The 16071-nt window shown below is 66.9% G+C and carries 14 protein-coding genes and 1 pseudogene; 5 read left to right on the plus strand and 10 right to left on the minus strand.

Annotated features, from left to right (window positions below; all coding sequences use genetic code 11):
• Positions 1-27: 27 nt before the first annotated feature.
• Positions 28-903 carry an LLM class F420-dependent oxidoreductase gene (locus NJ1_RS26735; RefSeq protein WP_067699239.1) on the minus strand — a complete coding sequence of 292 codons (876 nt, stop codon included), beginning with the start codon at positions 901-903 and terminating at the stop codon, positions 28-30.
• Between the two features lie 265 nt (positions 904-1168).
• On the opposite strand from NJ1_RS26735, the gene NJ1_RS26740 reads away from it, so the two are divergent.
• Both NJ1_RS26740 and NJ1_RS26745 read left to right on the plus strand, forming a co-directional pair.
• Positions 1169-2704, plus strand: a complete 1536-nt coding sequence (locus NJ1_RS26740) for an FAD-dependent monooxygenase (RefSeq protein ID WP_067699241.1) — start codon at positions 1169-1171, stop codon at positions 2702-2704.
• A gap of 247 nt (positions 2705-2951) precedes the next feature.
• Positions 2952-3527 (plus strand): GtrA family protein, encoded by a 576-nt coding sequence (locus NJ1_RS26745; protein WP_157574223.1) that lies wholly within the window; start codon positions 2952-2954, stop codon positions 3525-3527.
• 321 nt (positions 3528-3848) lie between these two features.
• Here the strand turns inward: NJ1_RS26745 and NJ1_RS26750 are convergent.
• From NJ1_RS26750 to cysD, 7 genes and pseudogenes are all read right to left on the minus strand, one after another.
• A pseudogene (locus NJ1_RS26750) lies at positions 3849-4324 on the minus strand (Dps family protein).
• Between the two features lie 204 nt (positions 4325-4528).
• Positions 4529-5875, minus strand: coding sequence for a TIGR03118 family protein (locus NJ1_RS26755; RefSeq protein ID WP_067699245.1), 1347 nt, complete (start codon positions 5873-5875; stop codon positions 4529-4531).
• A 78-nt stretch (positions 5876-5953) separates the two neighbouring features.
• Positions 5954-7090 carry a sulfotransferase family protein gene (locus NJ1_RS26760; RefSeq protein ID WP_067699247.1) on the minus strand — a complete coding sequence of 379 codons (1137 nt, stop codon included), beginning with the start codon at positions 7088-7090 and terminating at the stop codon, positions 5954-5956.
• A gap of 22 nt (positions 7091-7112) precedes the next feature.
• Positions 7113-7907, minus strand: coding sequence for an SDR family oxidoreductase (locus NJ1_RS26765; protein ID WP_067699250.1), 795 nt, complete (start codon positions 7905-7907; stop codon positions 7113-7115).
• Entirely contained in the window at positions 7904-9106 is a 1203-nt protein-coding gene (locus NJ1_RS26770) for a hypothetical protein (RefSeq protein ID WP_067699252.1), read from the minus strand. The genes NJ1_RS26765 and NJ1_RS26770 overlap by 4 nt, the downstream gene beginning before the upstream one ends.
• Entirely contained in the window at positions 9106-11025 is a 1920-nt protein-coding gene (gene cysC / locus NJ1_RS26775) for an adenylyl-sulfate kinase (protein WP_067699254.1), read from the minus strand. The genes NJ1_RS26770 and cysC overlap by 1 nt, the downstream gene beginning before the upstream one ends.
• Complete coding sequence (gene cysD, locus NJ1_RS26780) at positions 11025-11930, minus strand: sulfate adenylyltransferase subunit CysD (RefSeq protein ID WP_067699366.1); 906 nt, start codon at positions 11928-11930, stop codon at positions 11025-11027. Before cysD ends, cysC begins: the two co-directional genes overlap by 1 nt.
• Before the next feature lie 217 nt (positions 11931-12147).
• On the opposite strand from cysD, the gene NJ1_RS26785 reads away from it, so the two are divergent.
• Positions 12148-13116 (plus strand): IclR family transcriptional regulator, encoded by a 969-nt coding sequence (locus tag NJ1_RS26785; RefSeq protein ID WP_245717596.1) that lies wholly within the window; start codon positions 12148-12150, stop codon positions 13114-13116.
• A gap of 32 nt (positions 13117-13148) precedes the next feature.
• The gene (locus tag NJ1_RS26790) at positions 13149-13691 is read left to right on the plus strand and encodes an NUDIX domain-containing protein (RefSeq protein WP_067699258.1); all 543 of its coding nucleotides are present in this window, start codon (positions 13149-13151) and stop codon (positions 13689-13691) included.
• 8 nt (positions 13692-13699) lie between these two features.
• On the opposite strand, the gene NJ1_RS26795 is transcribed toward NJ1_RS26790, so the two are convergent.
• Positions 13700-14452: an SDR family oxidoreductase gene (locus tag NJ1_RS26795; protein ID WP_067699260.1), complete on the minus strand. Its 753-nt coding sequence runs from the start codon at positions 14450-14452 to the stop codon at positions 13700-13702.
• Positions 14453-14537: 85 nt separating this feature from the next.
• Here NJ1_RS26795 and NJ1_RS26800 point away from each other — a divergent pair, with 85 nt between their 5' ends.
• A complete protein-coding gene (locus NJ1_RS26800; protein WP_084478887.1) occupies positions 14538-15428 on the plus strand; it encodes a helix-turn-helix transcriptional regulator in 891 nt (296 codons plus the stop codon).
• Here the strand turns inward: NJ1_RS26800 and NJ1_RS26805 are convergent.
• On the minus strand, positions 15355-15969 hold the full coding sequence (locus NJ1_RS26805) for a TetR/AcrR family transcriptional regulator (protein ID WP_067699262.1): 615 nt from the start codon (positions 15967-15969) through the stop codon (positions 15355-15357). The two genes, NJ1_RS26800 and NJ1_RS26805, sit on opposite strands and share 74 nt — an antisense overlap.
• Positions 15970-16071: the final 102 nt, after the last annotated feature.

Consider the following 16071-nt stretch of genomic DNA (forward strand, 5'->3'; position numbering starts at 1 on the left):
CCGCGCATCACCGAGCGCGGCGGCCGCTCAGCCGAGTTCCTGAAGTTGCCGCACCGCGGGCGCCATCGCGTCGATCCAGGCCGCGGGGCTGCCCGTGGTCGGGGTGATGATGGCGGTATCGATACCCAGAGCGGCGTACTCGCCCATGGCGCGAACGAATTCGTCGCGGGTGGCGACGGTCGGCCGGGGATTGTTCGCGGTCATCGTCTTGCGGATCGCGTCGTAGTCGCTACCGACGTCGTCGCAATGCTTGCGCAGCACCTCGAGCTTGTGCCGTACCTCCTGCGGCGAGGACGCGAACAGATTGCAGGCGTCGCCGTACTGCGCCACCAGTCGCAGCGTCTTGCGTTCGCCGCTGCCGCCGATGAGGACCGGTGGCCGGCGGATCGGCTGCGGTGAGCACAGGGTCTCGGTCAACCGGTAGTGCTTGCCCTCGAACGGCCCGTTGTTCTCCGGATCCCACATCTGCGCGCAGATCCGCAACGCCTCCTCCAGCCGCTCGAATCGTTCGGCGATCGGCGGATACGGCACACCCAGCCCCTGATGTTCGCGCTCGAACCAGGCCGCGCCGAGTCCGAGCGTGGCCCGTCCGCCCGAGAGCACGTCGAGGGTGGTGACGATCTTGGCGAGCAGCCCCGGATGCCGGTAGGTCACCCCCGAGACCAGCAGCCCGAGCTCGATCCGCGTGGTGTGCGCGGCCAAGAAACCTAGCGTCGTGTACCCCTCGAGCATGTTCGCCTCGGCGGGCAGCCCGACGGGTTCGATCTGGAAATAGTGGTCCATGAAGGACAGCCAGACCGCTCCGGCCTCCTCCGCGGCGACGCCGACCCTGGCCAATTCGCCTGCGATGGCGGTGGTTCCGCCGTCGATGTCGAAGATGGGAATATGAAATCCGAGCTCCATGATGCGATCCCTCGTGTGTAGGAAACAGCTCGATTGCGCACGCTAAGCGCTGGAGCGCACTCCAAGTCAACCGGTGGCGCTGTGCGCCCGGGACTTTCGGATCACAGGGATGTCCGCGGACCGCGGGCGACCGGAAAAAGGGAGGAATCACCTCTTTCCACTCTCAACTTATAACGCACCCGGGGACTTGCCGCAAGACCCCGGGGATGCCGCAGAATCATCCGCCGTAAGCCGAAACATGCGGAAATGGGAGAGTCGAATTCGTATGACCGACACCGACGTGATCATCGTGGGCGCGGGCCCGACCGGGCTGATGCTGGCCGGTGAGCTGCGGCTGGCAGGGGTCGAGCCGCTGGTGCTGGAGCGTCAGGCGCAGATTCGGGAAACCCCGAAGGCGAGCGGCCTCGGCGGCCGGATCCTGGATCTGCTGCGCTACCGCGGTCTGCTGGAGCGGTTCGAGGCGGCGGCCTCCGGCCCGTACCCGCCGCCGCGTTTCCCGTTCGGGAATCTGTACCTGGACCTGACTCAGCTGGACGATGTTCCGATGCACGCGTTGCCGATTCCGCAGCGGGCGATCGAACGGGTGCTCGAGGACCACGCGCGCGATCTCGGCACCGAGGTCCGGCGCGGGCACGAGGTGCTGGCGGTGAGCCAGGACGAGAACGCCGTCACCGCCGAGGTGCGCGGCCCCGATGGGGTCTATCGGGTCACCGCGCGCTACCTGGTCGGCTGCGACGGTGGCCGCAGCCCGATTCGCGAGCTGGCCGGAATCGCGTTCTCCGGCATCACCTATCCGGAGGTCAACCGGCTCGCGCAGGTCACCGTGCACGAGTCGGTGACCGTGCACGACGACGGCGACATCGAGGTCGCCGGCATGGGCCGCCTGCACCCCGGTTTCACCCGAACGGACAACGGCGTGTTCGCGTTCGCGGTCAACGCGGGCGTGCTGTCCCTGCAGACCACCGAGGACGAATCCGCCGAGTACGACGACAACGAGCCGCTGAGCATGGCCGAACTGGCGGACAGCTGCCGCCGGGTACTGGGTGCGGATCTCCCGCTGGGAGACCCGATCCGCCTCTCGCGCTACACCTTCCAGGACCGGCAGGCCGAGCGATACCGCGCGGGCCGAATCCTGGTGGCGGGCGACGCGGCCCACCTGTTCCCCGCGACCGGCACCGCCCTCAATGTCGGCATGCTCGACACCGTCGACCTGGCGTGGAAGCTGGGCGCGGAGATCGCGGGGTGGGCTCCGGCGGGCCTGCTGGACTCGTACCACGACGAACGCCACTTCGCCGGAGCGCGCGCCCGCACGCAGACCCGCGCCCAAGCGGCCCTGCGGCGCACCGACGATCCGGCCGTGGAGGCGCTCCGCGACGTCTTCCGAGAATTGATCTCCGATACACCCGCTCTACGGCGAATGGGAGCCATGGTCGGCGCCACCGACGTCCGCTATCCCCAGCCCGACCCCGAAACCCACCCCCTGGCGGGAACTTTCGCCCCCGACCTCACCCTGCACACCGATCAGGGCACCACATCGGTTGCCGAGCTGATGCGCACCGCCCGCCCGGTACTTCTGGACCTGGCCGACCGCACGGACCTGCACGAGGTGGCCCGAGAGTGGTCCCACCGCATAGACATCCGCATTGCGAAAACCGACGACCTGACCACCGAAGCCCTCCTGATCCGCCCCGACGCCCACATCGCCTGGGCCACAGACGTTCACGCACCGACCGACGCAGCCACTCTCCGCACCGCCCTCACCACCTGGTTCGGTGAGCCACTGCCCGCAGCGGACGCATAACCCGCACGGCCGACGCCGGGTTCGGTCGTGGCGAACCGCCTCCACGACCGAACCCGCTCATCCGAGGGCTGCCACGGCTTGCGACCGACTACTCGGTCTCTTCGTGAGCTGCCGCGTCCCCGTGTCCCCGGCTGGACCTACCCTCGGAGCTGCACTGATACCGACACCGATGCCCGCCGATTCGATGCAAGCCAGATGTCAGTCCGCTGTAAGCGCCGTGTCAGACCCACCCGGCATTCTCACTGTCATGAGCAAGACAGCGGGCAGCACCCAGCAGAAGTGGAACGCGGTAGCGGCATTCGCGCGGTTCGTCGTGTGCGGCGGCAGCGTCACCATGCTCTCGGCGACCGCGCTGATCCTGCTCGACGACCTGATGCCCCTGGCCCTGGCCAACGCCCTTCTCACCATCGCGGGCACCTTCGTCACCACCGAGCTGAACGCCCGGTTCGCCTTCCAGTCCGGCCCCACCAGCTGGACCGCGCACCTGCAGGCCGCCGCCACGGTCCTGGTCGCCTACCTCGTCACCACCGGCGCGATGCTCGGCCTGGCCGACCTCGACCCGAATGCCGGCGCCCTGACCCAGCAGGCCGTCTACCTCACCGCGTCAGGTCTGGCGGGCATCGCACGCTTCCTGGTCCTGCGAGCCTTCGTCCTGGTCGACACCCAATCCCCGAACGAACCTCCGATTCCCCACCGCCCCAGGGCCTCTGCACGCCTGCGCGGCACCGTCCGCACGATCAACCGCAACGCGATGACTCGCCTGGACACCGTGAACCCTGTGAGCCCCAACATCTTCCGCAACCCCGCACTCGCCACACCCTGAGCACGGCTTCTGGCGAGGCCATCCGGAGCAGGCGGTGAGCATCACCTCCTGCTTCGGTGAAGAAGGACTCGGCCCGAGGACATGAACGGCAGGACGCCGGACAGCCCCCGATCGCGGTTCATGGCGTTGTTCGCGACAACCGAGGACCGTTCCGATGCGACATCGGCGAGCAGCTCGATTTCCAGGTCTGACGACACCGGTCAATTGTCTCGCGATCGGCACGAAAGCAGTACCTGAGCTGCGGATCGAACGCCCGGACGCAGTGCCGCGCCGCCGATTCCGTTTCCGGTACCGGCGGCGCGCGGGCCGCTCATGCGGGAATCAGTTCGCGGGGAACTGAGCCTGGAACATCCAGTGATGCTCTTCGAGTTTGGCGGTGATGCCGATCAGCAGATCCTGGGTGACCGAGTCGGCAGTATCGGTGGCCTCGATCTGCTTGCGCAGTCGCTGAATCAGGGTGTCGAGGCGCGCTACGACGAGTGCGACGACCTCGTGATCGGGCAGGTATCCCGAAGGGAATTCCGCGGCGGATTCGGCGACGGTGCCCGGACGCCGTCGGGCGAGATACCCAGGGCGGCAGCGCGTTCGGCGACGGCATCGGAGAACTGACGGCTGTCGGCGACCAGATCGTCCAATTGCAGGTGCAGCGAGCGGAAGTGCGGTCCCACGACATTCCAGTGGGCCTGCTTGGCGATGAGACTCAGGTCGATGAGGTCGGTGAGCGCTTCCTGTAGGACGACGCCGACAACCTTGGACTCGGCCTTCCCGAGCGTTCCGGTGATGGAAACCTTGGGCATGGTCGCAGTCATAGTGGTTCCTTTCCTAGGGTTGACCTTTTCTGGAACAATTCCAGTCTAGGTAACCCCGCGGGCTCTGGCCAGCCACGATGCCAATGACCCTCACCACACACTCCCCCATTCCCGGCCCACCCCACATTCGCCCCAACCCACGCAGAGGGCCCCGAGTCGCAGTCGACTCGGGGCCCTCGTGGAAACCTCGGACTACTTCAGCCGCAAGCTGCCGAAGAGCCCTTCCTTCTCGTCCTCGGGCCCGGCGGTGAAGTACAGCGCGTCGGAGTCACCGAGACTCTCGCCGTTGCCGAACATCAGACCCCAGAGTCCCGCGATCTCGATGGGCGCACCGGTGGTGTTGCGCAGGTAGTCGACGAACTTGCCGGTCTTGTCATCGAGAGCGAGGATGTGGCCCGCCCCGCCGAAGTTGCCGACCAGGAGCTTGCCGCTGAGCGGCCCGAAGCCCTCGGGTGCGACGGTGACGCCCCACGGCGCGTTGAAGCGCGAGTCGCCATCGAGGGTCCGCACCAGCTTGCCGGTGGCGTCGAACTCCGCGATCTGACCCTTGTTCGCCTTGTTCCCGGCGTCCTTCTCCGCGTCCTTGTCGAGCGAATCCTCTTCGCCCACATCGATCTTGGCCGCGTCGACCTCGTCGGGCTTGGTGCTCGCGTACGAGACGAACACGCGCTGACCGACGGTGGAGACGTTCCACGGTGCCGGATCGCCCGGCTTGACCTTCTTGCCCTTGGCCGGATCGGCCGGGTCGAGGTTGTCACCGGTGGCGAACGGGTTGGCGAAACCGCTGGTGGGGATCAGCTTCCAGTTCTTGTCGAACGTGCGGATCTGCGGGTTGTCGCCGAAGTCGGCCGCAAGGAGCTTGTCCCCGGACGGCGCGAGCCCGATGCCGAAGAACTGCATGCCGTCGGCGGTCCCGTCGAACACCAGGTTGGCCGGGCCGTCGTGGCGCACGACCTCCCCGCCGGTGCCCAGCTCGGTCCAGGCCGAGATCTTTCCGGAGTCGGTCGCGAAGATGAATCGCGAAGAGCCCGTGAGCTTCTGCTCCTTGCCGTCCACGGTGACCGGCTGATCACGCACGACGAACAGGTCGGAGGTGATCGGCGCCGGATTGAACACGACGCCCGTGGTCTTGCCGACACCCTTGTCCGAGGTGTCCGAATCCGCGCCCGGGATGGTGACGAGCTTCAGCGGATCCTGGAACAGCTGCTGGTATTTGGCGTCGGCCGACTTGGTGACATCGCCGACGAACTGGAACGAGAAGCCACCGCCGCCGACCCAGAAGTGCCCGCCGGCGCCCTTGGGCCGATCGGCGATGCCCCAGGCGTTGACCATGTCCGGAAGGGTGAACTGGGCCTTGTACTTCGGCAGGTTCGCCGCGAGATTCGTCTGCGCGTACGTATTGCCGTCGAGGGCTTGCACGTCGTCCTTGGGAGACTCGGTGCTGCTGCAGGCCGCCGCGACAACCAGTGCCGCGCCGAGCGCCGAGAGACGCAGCAGTGTCTTGCGCATCGGCGGCTTACCGCTCCAGCGTCCGTCCATGAACCCAGGTCCTTCCAGCTAAACGCCCGGTTCGGCGTTAGGTGACGCTAACCATAGCTGGAAGGCTCACAGGAAAGGTCAGGAGAGGCCGAACTGCGCCCTGACCTGGTCTTCGGTCAGCCCGTAGTCGGCGAGCGAATACTGATGGGTCGGTTTCCGATCGCCACTCTTGCTCTCCTCGTCGAGCGAACCCATCGCGGCGCGCGCGGACTCGGAGAAGTCGATGCCGAACGTCGAGTAGATGGTCTCGACGGTCCCCATCGGATCGGACCGCAGATCGTCGAACTGGATGTCCAGGAACTGCGCCGGATCGTACTTGGCTCGCGCCGTGTCGAATTCGCGCAGACCACGCGACCACAGCTCCAGCTGCGTCTCGCCGATCCGCTCCCGGCTGAAGGTGTCGGACCACCCGCGCGCCGCGTGTTCGGTCAGACTGCACGAGGACCCGACGATGGTGACCGGATCGCGATGCGTCTGAATGACCAGCGCGTCCGGGTACACGGCCATCAGCGCGTCCAGCGCGAACAGGTGGCTGGGGTTCTTCAGCACCCATCCGCGACTGTCGCCCATGCCGATCAGCTGCAGGTTCTTCTTGTGCCGTGTGTAGGCATCGGTCCAGTCCTGCTTGCGCAGCCACTGCGAGTAGGTCGGCAGGTACGCCAGCGACTCGTACGAGATGGACTTGCCCGTCTGCCGCAGCAGCTGCCAGCACTCCTCCACATCGGCCGCGCTCATGTAGTGCAGTCCCATGAACTCCGGGTTCTCCACCCGATGCTGCGCGAATCCGGCATCGATGCCCTGATAGATCGGATTCTCGGCCCAGCTCTCGCGCGGCGGTCGCGGCTGCGGGAACTCCGCGAGCCACATCTCCAGCGCCTGATGTCCCGGATCGGCCGCGAGCAGCCGATGCAGCGCGGTGGTACCGGTGCGCGGCAGTCCGGTGACGAAAATCGGTCGCTGAACCGAGGTTTCGGCGTATCCGGGATTTGCCTTCCACGACGATTCGCTCAGCGCCCGCGCCACCAGCGCCCCGCGCAGGAAGTACCGACTCATCTTGCTGCCGAGCTCGGTCAGCCCCGCGTCACGCTGATAGGACTCGAGCAGCACACCGAGCCCCTCGAGGTAGTCGTCGGACCCGAAGTCCTCCAGCCCGGTGACCTTGGTGGCCGAGGCGTGCAGGTCTTCGACGGTTCCGACATTGGTACGTCCGGTCATGAGATGACTGGCTCCTTCTTGGTCACACGTGGTATTCGCCGCAGTTGACATCGATGGTCTGACCGGTGATCGAGTTGGCCCACGGCGAGGCCAGGAACACCACGGTCTGCGCGATCTCGTCGGGCAGTGGCAGCCGCTTGAGGTCCGATTTGGAGGCGGTCTGCTGATAGACCTGCTCCGGCGTGATCCCGTACTTCTTGGCGATCTCACCGAAGTACCACTTCAGCTGATCGGTCCAAATGTAGCCGGGTGCAACGGTATTGACCCGGATTCCCTTCTCGCCCAGCTCGGTGGCCAGGGTCTGGGACATGGCGAGCAGCGCCGCCTTGGCGATCTTGTAGCTGCCGTAGCGCGGCTCGGAGTGCCGCAGCACCGCAGAGTTGATCATGACGACATTGCCCTTGGACTCGGTCAGCGCCTCGGTGAACGTCTGGGTCATGCGCAGCCCGCCCAGCACGGTCAGGTCGATGCTGTCGCGAATCTGCTGGAAGTCGGTGCGCGCCAACGGCTTCATCGACGGCACCGAGAAGGCGTTGTTCACCAGGACATCGACCTTGCCGAACGTCTCGAGCGTGCGCGCCAGCAGGTTCCGCACGGCATCCTCGTCGGTGATGTCCGCGACCACGGAAAGCGTTGTGCCACCCTCGGCCTCGATCTCCGCGGCCACCTCCTTCAACCGCGACTCGGTGCGCGCGGCCAGTACGACCGTGGCTCCGGCCGCGGCGGCCTCCAGGCAGATGGACCGGCCGAGGCCGGGTCCGACACCGCTGACCACGACGACCTTGTCCGCCAGCAGTGCTGTCTTCAGGCGAGTCATCCGAGCATCCTCTCCGCGAAACCGCGCTGGCGAGCGGCGATCCGCTCACGCCAGCCGGCGTCATCGATCTGATTGTGAGCGTGATGCGGCAGCCGCTCGGCCACCTTGTCGAACGGCACCAGTTCGATGGACGGCCCGTCCTCGGCCGTCATCTCCCGCCCGACGCGCTGCCAGCGGAACTGGAGAATGCCCAGTGCGCGGCCGGTGGTCTCGATCCAGTTGGCGATGCCGGGGTTGCGCGCGGACACCACCATTCGGATCAGGCCGTCCGGATCCACCTGTGCCTGCTGATGATTGAGGCTGGTCTGGTGGTTGACGTAGTCCAGCGAGATGTACCAGCGGCTGCCCAGCTGGAAACCCTGGTACGGCGCATCGGATTTCGGCACCGTGATGATCAGCGCCTGATCGTCGGCCAGTTCGAAGTGCCCGACCGAGGAGTACTGGGTGCTCAGACCGCCGGGCGTGAGCCGCGGTTCGGTGAGGGTGTTCACCGGCAGGTTCAGATAGAACCATTTGGGAAAGTTGAACCAGGTGTGCACGCGGGTCAGCAGCATGCGCCCGGCCGCCCGGTACCGCTTGCGGATCTGTGCCACATCCGATTCCGCGGGCGCTGTGCCGATGGTGTCGACGCGTTCGATCCGAATGCTGCCCTTGCGCTCGGCGTTCCAGTCGCCGTAGACCTCGCGCACGGCGAGCATGGACGCACCCTCGCCGAGCTGGAAGTAATTCGGTTCCGGATTCTGCTTGGGCGGCCCGAAACGCAGTGTGTAGCTACCGTCTTCGGCGATCTCGATGCGGCGGTCGTCGAAGGCGTCCTCGCCCCCGGGGACATCGGTGGCGGTGTAGTCACCCTTGAGCACCTGGAAGCTCAGATCGACGGTGTTGCCGCGCACGCCGGTCAGCAGGTATTCGCCGGTGGGCTCGACATTCGCGTGGTAGTAGAGCGTGTCGGGATTGTCCAGGCCCATCTTGGTGTACGGCCCGGTGGAGCTCACGAAGTACGGATGCGACTTACCGTGCGCCCGCGAGAGCTGCAGCACCGCCGCGATACTGCCCTGCAGATAGTCGTAGCCCTCGGCCAGATCGTGGTCGTCACGGATGAATTCCGCTCCGGCGATGAGCTTCTCGGCCTCGGCCACCGCAGCCAGGAACGGCTCGGTGAGCGGCAATTCGGCCTGCTCGATGTTCGGTTCTTCCATCAGTTCTCTGCGCTCTCTCCGTGGGTGCTGCCGCCGTCGATGCCGCCGAGTTCGCGGCGGATCAGTCGGGCGATGTCGGCCGGGGTACCGGCTCCGGGGGTGATGGTCAGATCGGCGTATTCGGGTCGTTCGTACGGCGAGGAGATGCCGGTGAACTCCGGCAGCTCACCCGAGCGGGCACGCTTGTACAGACCCTTGGGGTCGCGCAGCTCGCACTCCTCGAGCGGGGTGTCCACGAACACTTCGTGGAACGGCAATCGCTTGTCGTCGTGCAGCTTTCGCGCGTCCCGGCGCTGGGCGCGGAACGGGCTGATCAGCGAGACGATCGCGACCACACCGGCGTCCGCGAACAGGGCGGCGGTCTCGGCGACCCGGCGGATGTTCTCGCGCCGGTCCTCGTCGGTGAAACCGAGGTTGCTGGTGAGCCCGTGCCGCAGATTGTCCCCGTCGAGCAGATAGGCGGGCTGCCCCGAAGCTATCAGCTGGCGTTCCAATTCGACTGCGATGGTGGACTTCCCGGAACCGGAGAGTCCGGTCAGCCAGATCGTCGCACCCTGACTCAGCCGCTGAGCTCGTTCCACGCTCGACTTGTGCCACACCACGTCCGCGCGCGGCGCCCGCCCGGTGGCCCGCACGGCCTGGCCGGTCGCCAGTTCCGCGGGTCCGGCGCTGCGGGCGGTGATCATGCCCGCGGCCACGGTCTGATCGGTGGCCTCGTCGATCAGGATGAAGCTGCCGGTCGAGCGATTGTCGCGGTACGGATCGAACAGGATGGACTGCCGTCCGTGCAGGGTGATGCGCCCGATGTCGTTGAGCGACAGCTCTTCCGCGTCGGTCTGCCGGTGCAGGGTGTTCACGTCGAGCCGGTAGTCCAGCTCGCTGACCCGCACCGTCGCGGTCTGGGTGGCGGTGCGGAGGGCGTAATCGCGCCCGGCCTTCAGCTGCGTGGTGTCGGAGAACCAGCACACCATGGCGTCCAGCTCACGATCCAGATGCGGCTGGTTACCGGGGCGGGCGAGCATATCCCCACGGCCGATGTCGATTTCGTCGTCGAGGGTGAGCGAGACCGCCATGCCGGTGAAGGCCTCCTCGACCTTCGCGCCGCCCGGCCCCCAGATCTGAGCGACCTTGCTGGTGCGTCCGGAGGGCAACACCACGATCTCGTCACCGGGCTTGAAGATGCCGCCGGCGATGGTGCCCGCGTAGCTGCGCTGACTCTCCCCGTGCGGGCGGATCACGTACTGCACCGGCAGCCGGGTGTCGATGAGATTGCGGTCCGAGGCGATGTGCACCTCTTCCAGATGCCGCAGCAGGGTCGGGCCCGGGTACCAGGGCATGTTCTCCGAGGCGTCCACGACATTGTCGCCCAGCAACGCCGACACCGGAACGAAGCTGAGGTCACCGACATCGAGCTTGGTGGCGAAATCCGCGAATTCGGAACGGATTTCCTCGAAGCGCTCCTCGGACCAGTCGACCAGATCCATCTTGTTCACGCACAGCACCAGGTGGCTCACGCCCAGCAGCGAGGACAGGAAGGCGTGGCGGCGGGTCTGTTCCGAGACGCCCTTGCGCGCGTCCACCAGGATCAGCGCCAGGTCCGCGGTGGACGCGCCGGTGACCATGTTCCGGGTGTACTGCACATGCCCCGGAGTGTCCGCGATGATGAATTTCCTTCGCGGAGTGGTGAAGTAGCGGTAGGCGACGTCGATGGTGATGCCCTGCTCACGTTCGGCGCGCAGACCGTCGGTGACCAGAGACAGGTCCGTCTGCCCGGCGCCGCGTGCGGCACTGGCGCGTTCGATGGCGTCGAGCTGATCGGTGAACAGGCTCTTCGAATCGAAGAGCAGCCGCCCGATGAGGGTCGACTTGCCGTCGTCCACGCTGCCCGCGGTGGCGAGGCGTAAAAGGTTGCGGCGCATCAGAAGTAGCCCTCTCGCTTGCGATCTTCCATGCCGGATTCGGAGATTCGGTCGTCGGCGCGGGTGGCGCCGCGCTCGGTGAGCCGGGTGACGGCGGTTTCGGCGATCACCTCGGCGGGGGTGGCGGCGTCGCTCTCGACGCAGCCGGTGCAGTCCGCGTCGCCCAGGGTGCGGAATCGCACGCTGGTCTCGAAGGTCTTCTCGCCGGGCTGGTGGGTCAGGAACCTGTTGTCCGCCAGCAGCATTCCGTCGCGTTCGAGCACGGTGCGGCGGTGCGCGTAGTACAGCGGCGGCAGTTCCACCTCGGCCTGGTCGATGTACTCCCAGATGTCGAGCTCGGTCCAATTGGACAGCGGGAACACCCGGATGTGCTCACCCTTGCGGTGCCGCCCGTTGTACAGGTTCCACACCTCCGGCCGCTGCGAGCGCGGATCCCACGCGCCGTACTGGTCGCGGAAGCTGAACACCCGCTCCTTCGCTCGGGCCTTCTCCTCGTCGCGCCGCGCACCGCCGAACACCGCGTCGAAGCGGCCCTCGGTGATCGAGCGCAGCAATGTGGTGGTCTGCAACCGATTGCGGGTCTCGCCCGGGCGCTCGACGGCCCGGCCCGCGTCGATATCGTCCTGCACGCTGCCCACCAGCAGATTCGCCCCGAGCCGGGCGACAGTGCGATCCCGGAACTCGATCACCTCGTCGAAATTGCGACCGGTGTCGATGTGCAGCAGCGAGAACGGCAGCGGCGCGGGCCAGAAGGCCCGCCGCGCCAGTTCCAGCATGACCGCCGAATCCTTGCCACCTGAGAAGAGCAGCACCGGCCGCTCGAAGGTGGCGGCAACCTCTCGAATGATGTGCACCGACTCCGCCTCCAAGGCGGAAAGGTGCGACAACTCGTATCCCGTGCGCATCTCTTCACTCACTCGCCGCGTCTGTCGGCCCCGCTGCCTCGGAATTCGTTCCCGAGAGTTGCGATGTCGAATATTCGACGCTATTGTTCGATAATGTGACACCGACGATAGGGCCGCCGGTGGGCGCCGGTCAATACCCTCCGGCGGATTGCTGTGCATCCTGCACATCCGAGCCCGCCGAGACATTCCGTCCAGACCGTCGAAACGAGGACTTCAGGTGCCTGAAACCGCTGCTCGCTCAGCAGAATCGGCCGATCCGGCAGCTGCCGGAGCCGCCACGGCCGCACCTGACTCACCGGCGTCCGATGTCTCGTCCCCCGCCGCCTCGACTCGTCCCGCCGAGGGTCCGAATTCCCCGCCGACCCATCGCGTGGTCCAGGCGATCGAGTTGCTCTCGCGGCACGCCGATGAACGGCTGTCGCTGGCGCGAATCGTGCGCGCCACCGGTATGTCCCGCGCCACCGCGCACGCGGTGCTGACTCAGCTCACCGCCGACGGCTGGACCATTCGCGACGCCGACGGGAACTACGCGCTGGGACGGGGACTGATCACGGTGGCCCGCCGCACCGAAGCGGCCTTCCCGCTGCGCCGCCTGGCCATGGACCCGATGCACACCCTGGCCACCGATCACCATGTTCCGGTCTTCCTCGCCGAACGGGAGCAGACCTCCATCGTCATCACCGAGGTGATCGGTTCGCCCTCGGTACCGTGGATCCGCTCGGGCCGCCATCTGCCGCTCGCGCCGCCGGTCTGCCGCGAATTCATCGCCTGGGCACCGGAATCCGAGCGTGATGCCTGGCTCGGCATCGCCGACCCAGCCCACCGCGACCGCCTGCGCGCGGTCCTGGACGCGGTACGGGAGCGCGGCTACGCGGTGGAACGCCTGGCCGATGATTCCGGGCCGATGATGGAAGCCCTGGCCGCGCTGCGCCATTCACCGGTGACCGATCCGCTGCGGCATCGGCTCAGCGCCATGATCGCGGACCTGATCACCATCGACTACCTGCCCGACGAGCTCACCGATCACAATGCCGTCGTCTCGGTCTCGGCCCCGATCTTCGCCCCCGACGGCACGGTCATCGCCTCGATCGTCGCCTGCCCGGACACCAATCTGCGGGCGGAACAGCTGGAGAACTTGGCGGCGGCGACCATCGCCGCGGCCGAGCGCGTCGCGCACACCCGCTGAGTCCCGGCGACGCATCAGGCAGGATCGCGGGTATGGAAACCGTCTCTTCGCGCCCGATCTACGAGAACCAGTGGATTTCCGTCCGAGAGGACGTCGTGCGCCGCTCCGACGGCACCGAAGCCCTCTACGCGGTCGTCGACAAGTCCGACTTCGCCATCATCATCCCGCGCGACGGCGACCGTTTCCATCTGGTCCAGCAGTTCAGATACCCACTGCGGCAGCGTAGTTGGGAGTTCCCCGGAGGTTCCATCCCCGGCGCGCGGACCTTCGACCCGATCGCCGCCGCCACCCAGGAACTGCGTGAGGAGACCGGCCTCCGCGCCGAGCACCTCACCTACCTCGGCAAGATCGCCCCCGGCCCCGCCACCACCAGTCACTTCGGCCACGTCGTACTCGCCACCGGTCTGACCGAGGGCCCGCACGAACGCGAACCCTCGGAACAGGACATGGAAGCGGCCTGGTTCTCCCGAGCCGAGTTCGAGGCCATGATCGAGCAGGGCCGAATCATCGACGGCCAGACCGTCGCCGCCTACACCCTGCTGTGCCTGCACGAACGCGCGAACCCGCCCCGCTGACGCCCGAGTTACCAGTCCAGACGGCCGTAGGTCTGCGTGTCGTTACCCCAGAGGAATCCCCACAGCTGACCGGTGGGCCCGTCGGCCGGCAGGGTGGCCAGGTGGACCGACGGCTCCGCGCCCTGCTCGGCGGTGCGAAAGCCGTTGTTGCCGTTGAGGTCCGTCGCGCAATAGCCGGGGTTGGCGGCATTGACCTTGATGGGGGTGTCCCAGAGTTCCTTGGCGTACATGACGGTGACCATGTTCAACGCGGTCTTGCTGGACGGGTACGGCACCGAGGTCATCGGCCACATGGGACCCTCCCGGTCCGTCATCCCGGCGAGCGATCCGACCTCGCTCGATACGTTCACGATGCGAGCGGACTCGGCGCGGCGCAGCAGCGGAAGCAGGGCATTGGTCACCGCGACGACACCGAAGACATTGGTCTCGTAGGTCTTTCGCAAGGTGTCGAGGGCGGTCGAGGAAGGTTTGCCGTCCCCGTCGAAGCCACCGGTGATACCCGCGTTGTTGATCAGGATGTCCAGGCGGCCGAACTCGGAGTCGATGCGCGCGGCCGCGGCGGCGATCGAGTTCTCGTCCGTGACATCGAGCTGGACGAAATGCGCGTCCGCGCCCTCTGCCTTCACCTTGTCGGCGGCGGCCTGCCCCAGTGCCTCGTCACGGGCTCCGAGCAGGACGGTCATGCCCCGAGCGGCGAGCTGACGGGCGGTTTCGAATCCGATGCCCTTGTTGGCCCCGGTGATGAGCGCTGTCGTAGTCATGCCACCAGCGTGGTCCGGAACCCCTCGGACAGGGAGGACCAACTTGTACCACCCACGCGCGGCACGAGCGGAGCACACTTGTCTCATGGCCGACAGAACCGAACTCGCGGATTTCCTGCGCACCCGGCGCAATCGGCTCACGCCCCGGGACGTCGGCCTGCCGGACGGAATCAACAGGCGCGCAACGGGTTTGCGCCGCCAGGAGGTCGCCCAGCTGGCCGGGATCTCCGTGGACTACTACATCCGCATGGAGCAGGCGCGCGGCGCGAAGCCCTCCCGGCAGGTGCTCCTGGCGCTGGCCCGAGCGCTGATGCTCACCACGGACGAACGCGACTACCTGTTCCGGCTGGGCGGCGAGAACCCGCCGAGTACCGCCGGGCCGGTTCGCGCTCTCCCGCAGTCGGTTCGAGTGATCCTGGACAGTCTGCGCACGCCCGCGTACGTGGTGGACGCGAGCTACGAGGTGCTGGCCTGGAACCGGGCGGCGGTCCCGTTCATCGGGGATCTCGACTCCATCCCCGGCGCGGAACGCAATATGGTCCGCTGGATGTTCGCGCTGGCGGCCGATCATCCGCAGTGGTCACAGCCCGCGACGGTGTGCTTCGCCGCCTCCACCGTGGCAGACCTGCGCGCCGCCTACGCCCGGTACCCCGGTAACCCGGATCTGACCGCCCTGATCACCGAACTACTCGGCGTCTCCCCGCGTTTCGCCGCGATGTGGGCCGCACACGACGTCGAGGTGCGCCGTGCGCACTGGAAGCGGATCGAGCATCCCGATCTCGGCCTGCTCGAGTTCGAGTGCCAGGTCATGCACATCGCCGACACCGATCAGCGGATGATCGTCTACTGCGCGACCCCGGGATCACGCACCGAGGCCGTGTTCTACGCGCTGGCCGACGCTCTCACCGGGCCGGACTCGAACTCAGGTACCGCTGGACTGTGGGCCCCACCTCCGCGACCAGTTGATCGAGCGTGAGCGCGACCACCGGAGGAATCCGAAGCACATAGCGGCACAACGCTATTCCGAGCATCTGGGTGACGATGAGACCCGCGCGGCGGGGAGCGTCGGCGGGGTCGCCGACGCTCAGCACGGCGGGCATCACCTGGTGCGCGAAGATCTCGCGGACGCGATCGGTGACGGCGTCGTCGGTGACCGAGGAGCGCAGCAGGATCAGCAGAATCTCACTGCTCGGCGGCTCCTCCCACAGCTGCACGAAGCGATGCACCATACGCTCGCCGAGCGAATCGGGTTCGCCCGCAACGATATCCGCGAGTCCGAGCTGGACGTCCACCGCGGCGGCGAACAATCCGTCCTTGCTGCCGTAGTAACGCATGACCATGGAGGGATCGATTCCGGCATCGGCGGCGATCGCGCGGATGGTCGCCTTGCGGAAACCGTCCTCGGCGAACCGGCGGCGGGCGGCATCGAGAATCGCGGCGCGGGTGGCGTCGGAGCGGCGCGCGGGCGCCTGTTCGAGGTCCGCGTCGCCGGCGGGGTTCGTCCCAGCTGAAGTCATGCCAACAACTGTAGGCCAACAAGTGTTGACACGTCGTCACCGGGGTTCTACCTTTGAGTCAACAGCCGTTGGCCAACACTTGTTGGCAAAGCCTCAGGAGTC

Origin of the sequence: Nocardia jejuensis NBRC 103114 (assembly GCF_001613145.1) — a bacterium.
In the GTDB taxonomy this organism is placed as follows: Bacteria; Actinomycetota; Actinomycetes; order Mycobacteriales; family Mycobacteriaceae; genus Nocardia; species Nocardia jejuensis.

Bases quoted from the DNA above. Each gene is read 5' to 3' on its own strand.
- NJ1_RS26735 (WP_067699239.1), bottom strand. From the start codon at position 903: ATGGAGCTCGGATTTCATATTCCCATCTTCGACATCGACGGCGGAACC.
- NJ1_RS26770 (WP_067699252.1), bottom strand. From the start codon at position 9,106: ATGGAAGAACCGAACATCGAGCAGGCCGAATTGCCGCTCACCGAGCCG.
- NJ1_RS26755 (WP_067699245.1), bottom strand. From the start codon at position 5,875: ATGGACGGACGCTGGAGCGGTAAGCCGCCGATGCGCAAGACACTGCTG.
- NJ1_RS26795 (WP_067699260.1), bottom strand. From the start codon at position 14,452: ATGACTACGACAGCGCTCATCACCGGGGCCAACAAGGGCATCGGATTC.
- NJ1_RS26760 (WP_067699247.1), bottom strand. From the start codon at position 7,090: ATGACCGGACGTACCAATGTCGGAACCGTCGAAGACCTGCACGCCTCG.
- NJ1_RS26790 (WP_067699258.1), top strand. From the start codon at position 13,149: ATGGAAACCGTCTCTTCGCGCCCGATCTACGAGAACCAGTGGATTTCC.
- cysD (WP_067699366.1), bottom strand. From the start codon at position 11,930: ATGCGCACGGGATACGAGTTGTCGCACCTTTCCGCCTTGGAGGCGGAG.
- NJ1_RS26765 (WP_067699250.1), bottom strand. From the start codon at position 7,907: ATGACTCGCCTGAAGACAGCACTGCTGGCGGACAAGGTCGTCGTGGTC.
- cysC (WP_067699254.1), bottom strand. From the start codon at position 11,025: ATGCGCCGCAACCTTTTACGCCTCGCCACCGCGGGCAGCGTGGACGAC.
- NJ1_RS26745 (WP_157574223.1), top strand. From the start codon at position 2,952: ATGAGCAAGACAGCGGGCAGCACCCAGCAGAAGTGGAACGCGGTAGCG.
- NJ1_RS26805 (WP_067699262.1), bottom strand. From the start codon at position 15,969: ATGACTTCAGCTGGGACGAACCCCGCCGGCGACGCGGACCTCGAACAG.
- NJ1_RS26800 (WP_084478887.1), top strand. From the start codon at position 14,538: ATGGCCGACAGAACCGAACTCGCGGATTTCCTGCGCACCCGGCGCAAT.
- NJ1_RS26740 (WP_067699241.1), top strand. From the start codon at position 1,169: ATGACCGACACCGACGTGATCATCGTGGGCGCGGGCCCGACCGGGCTG.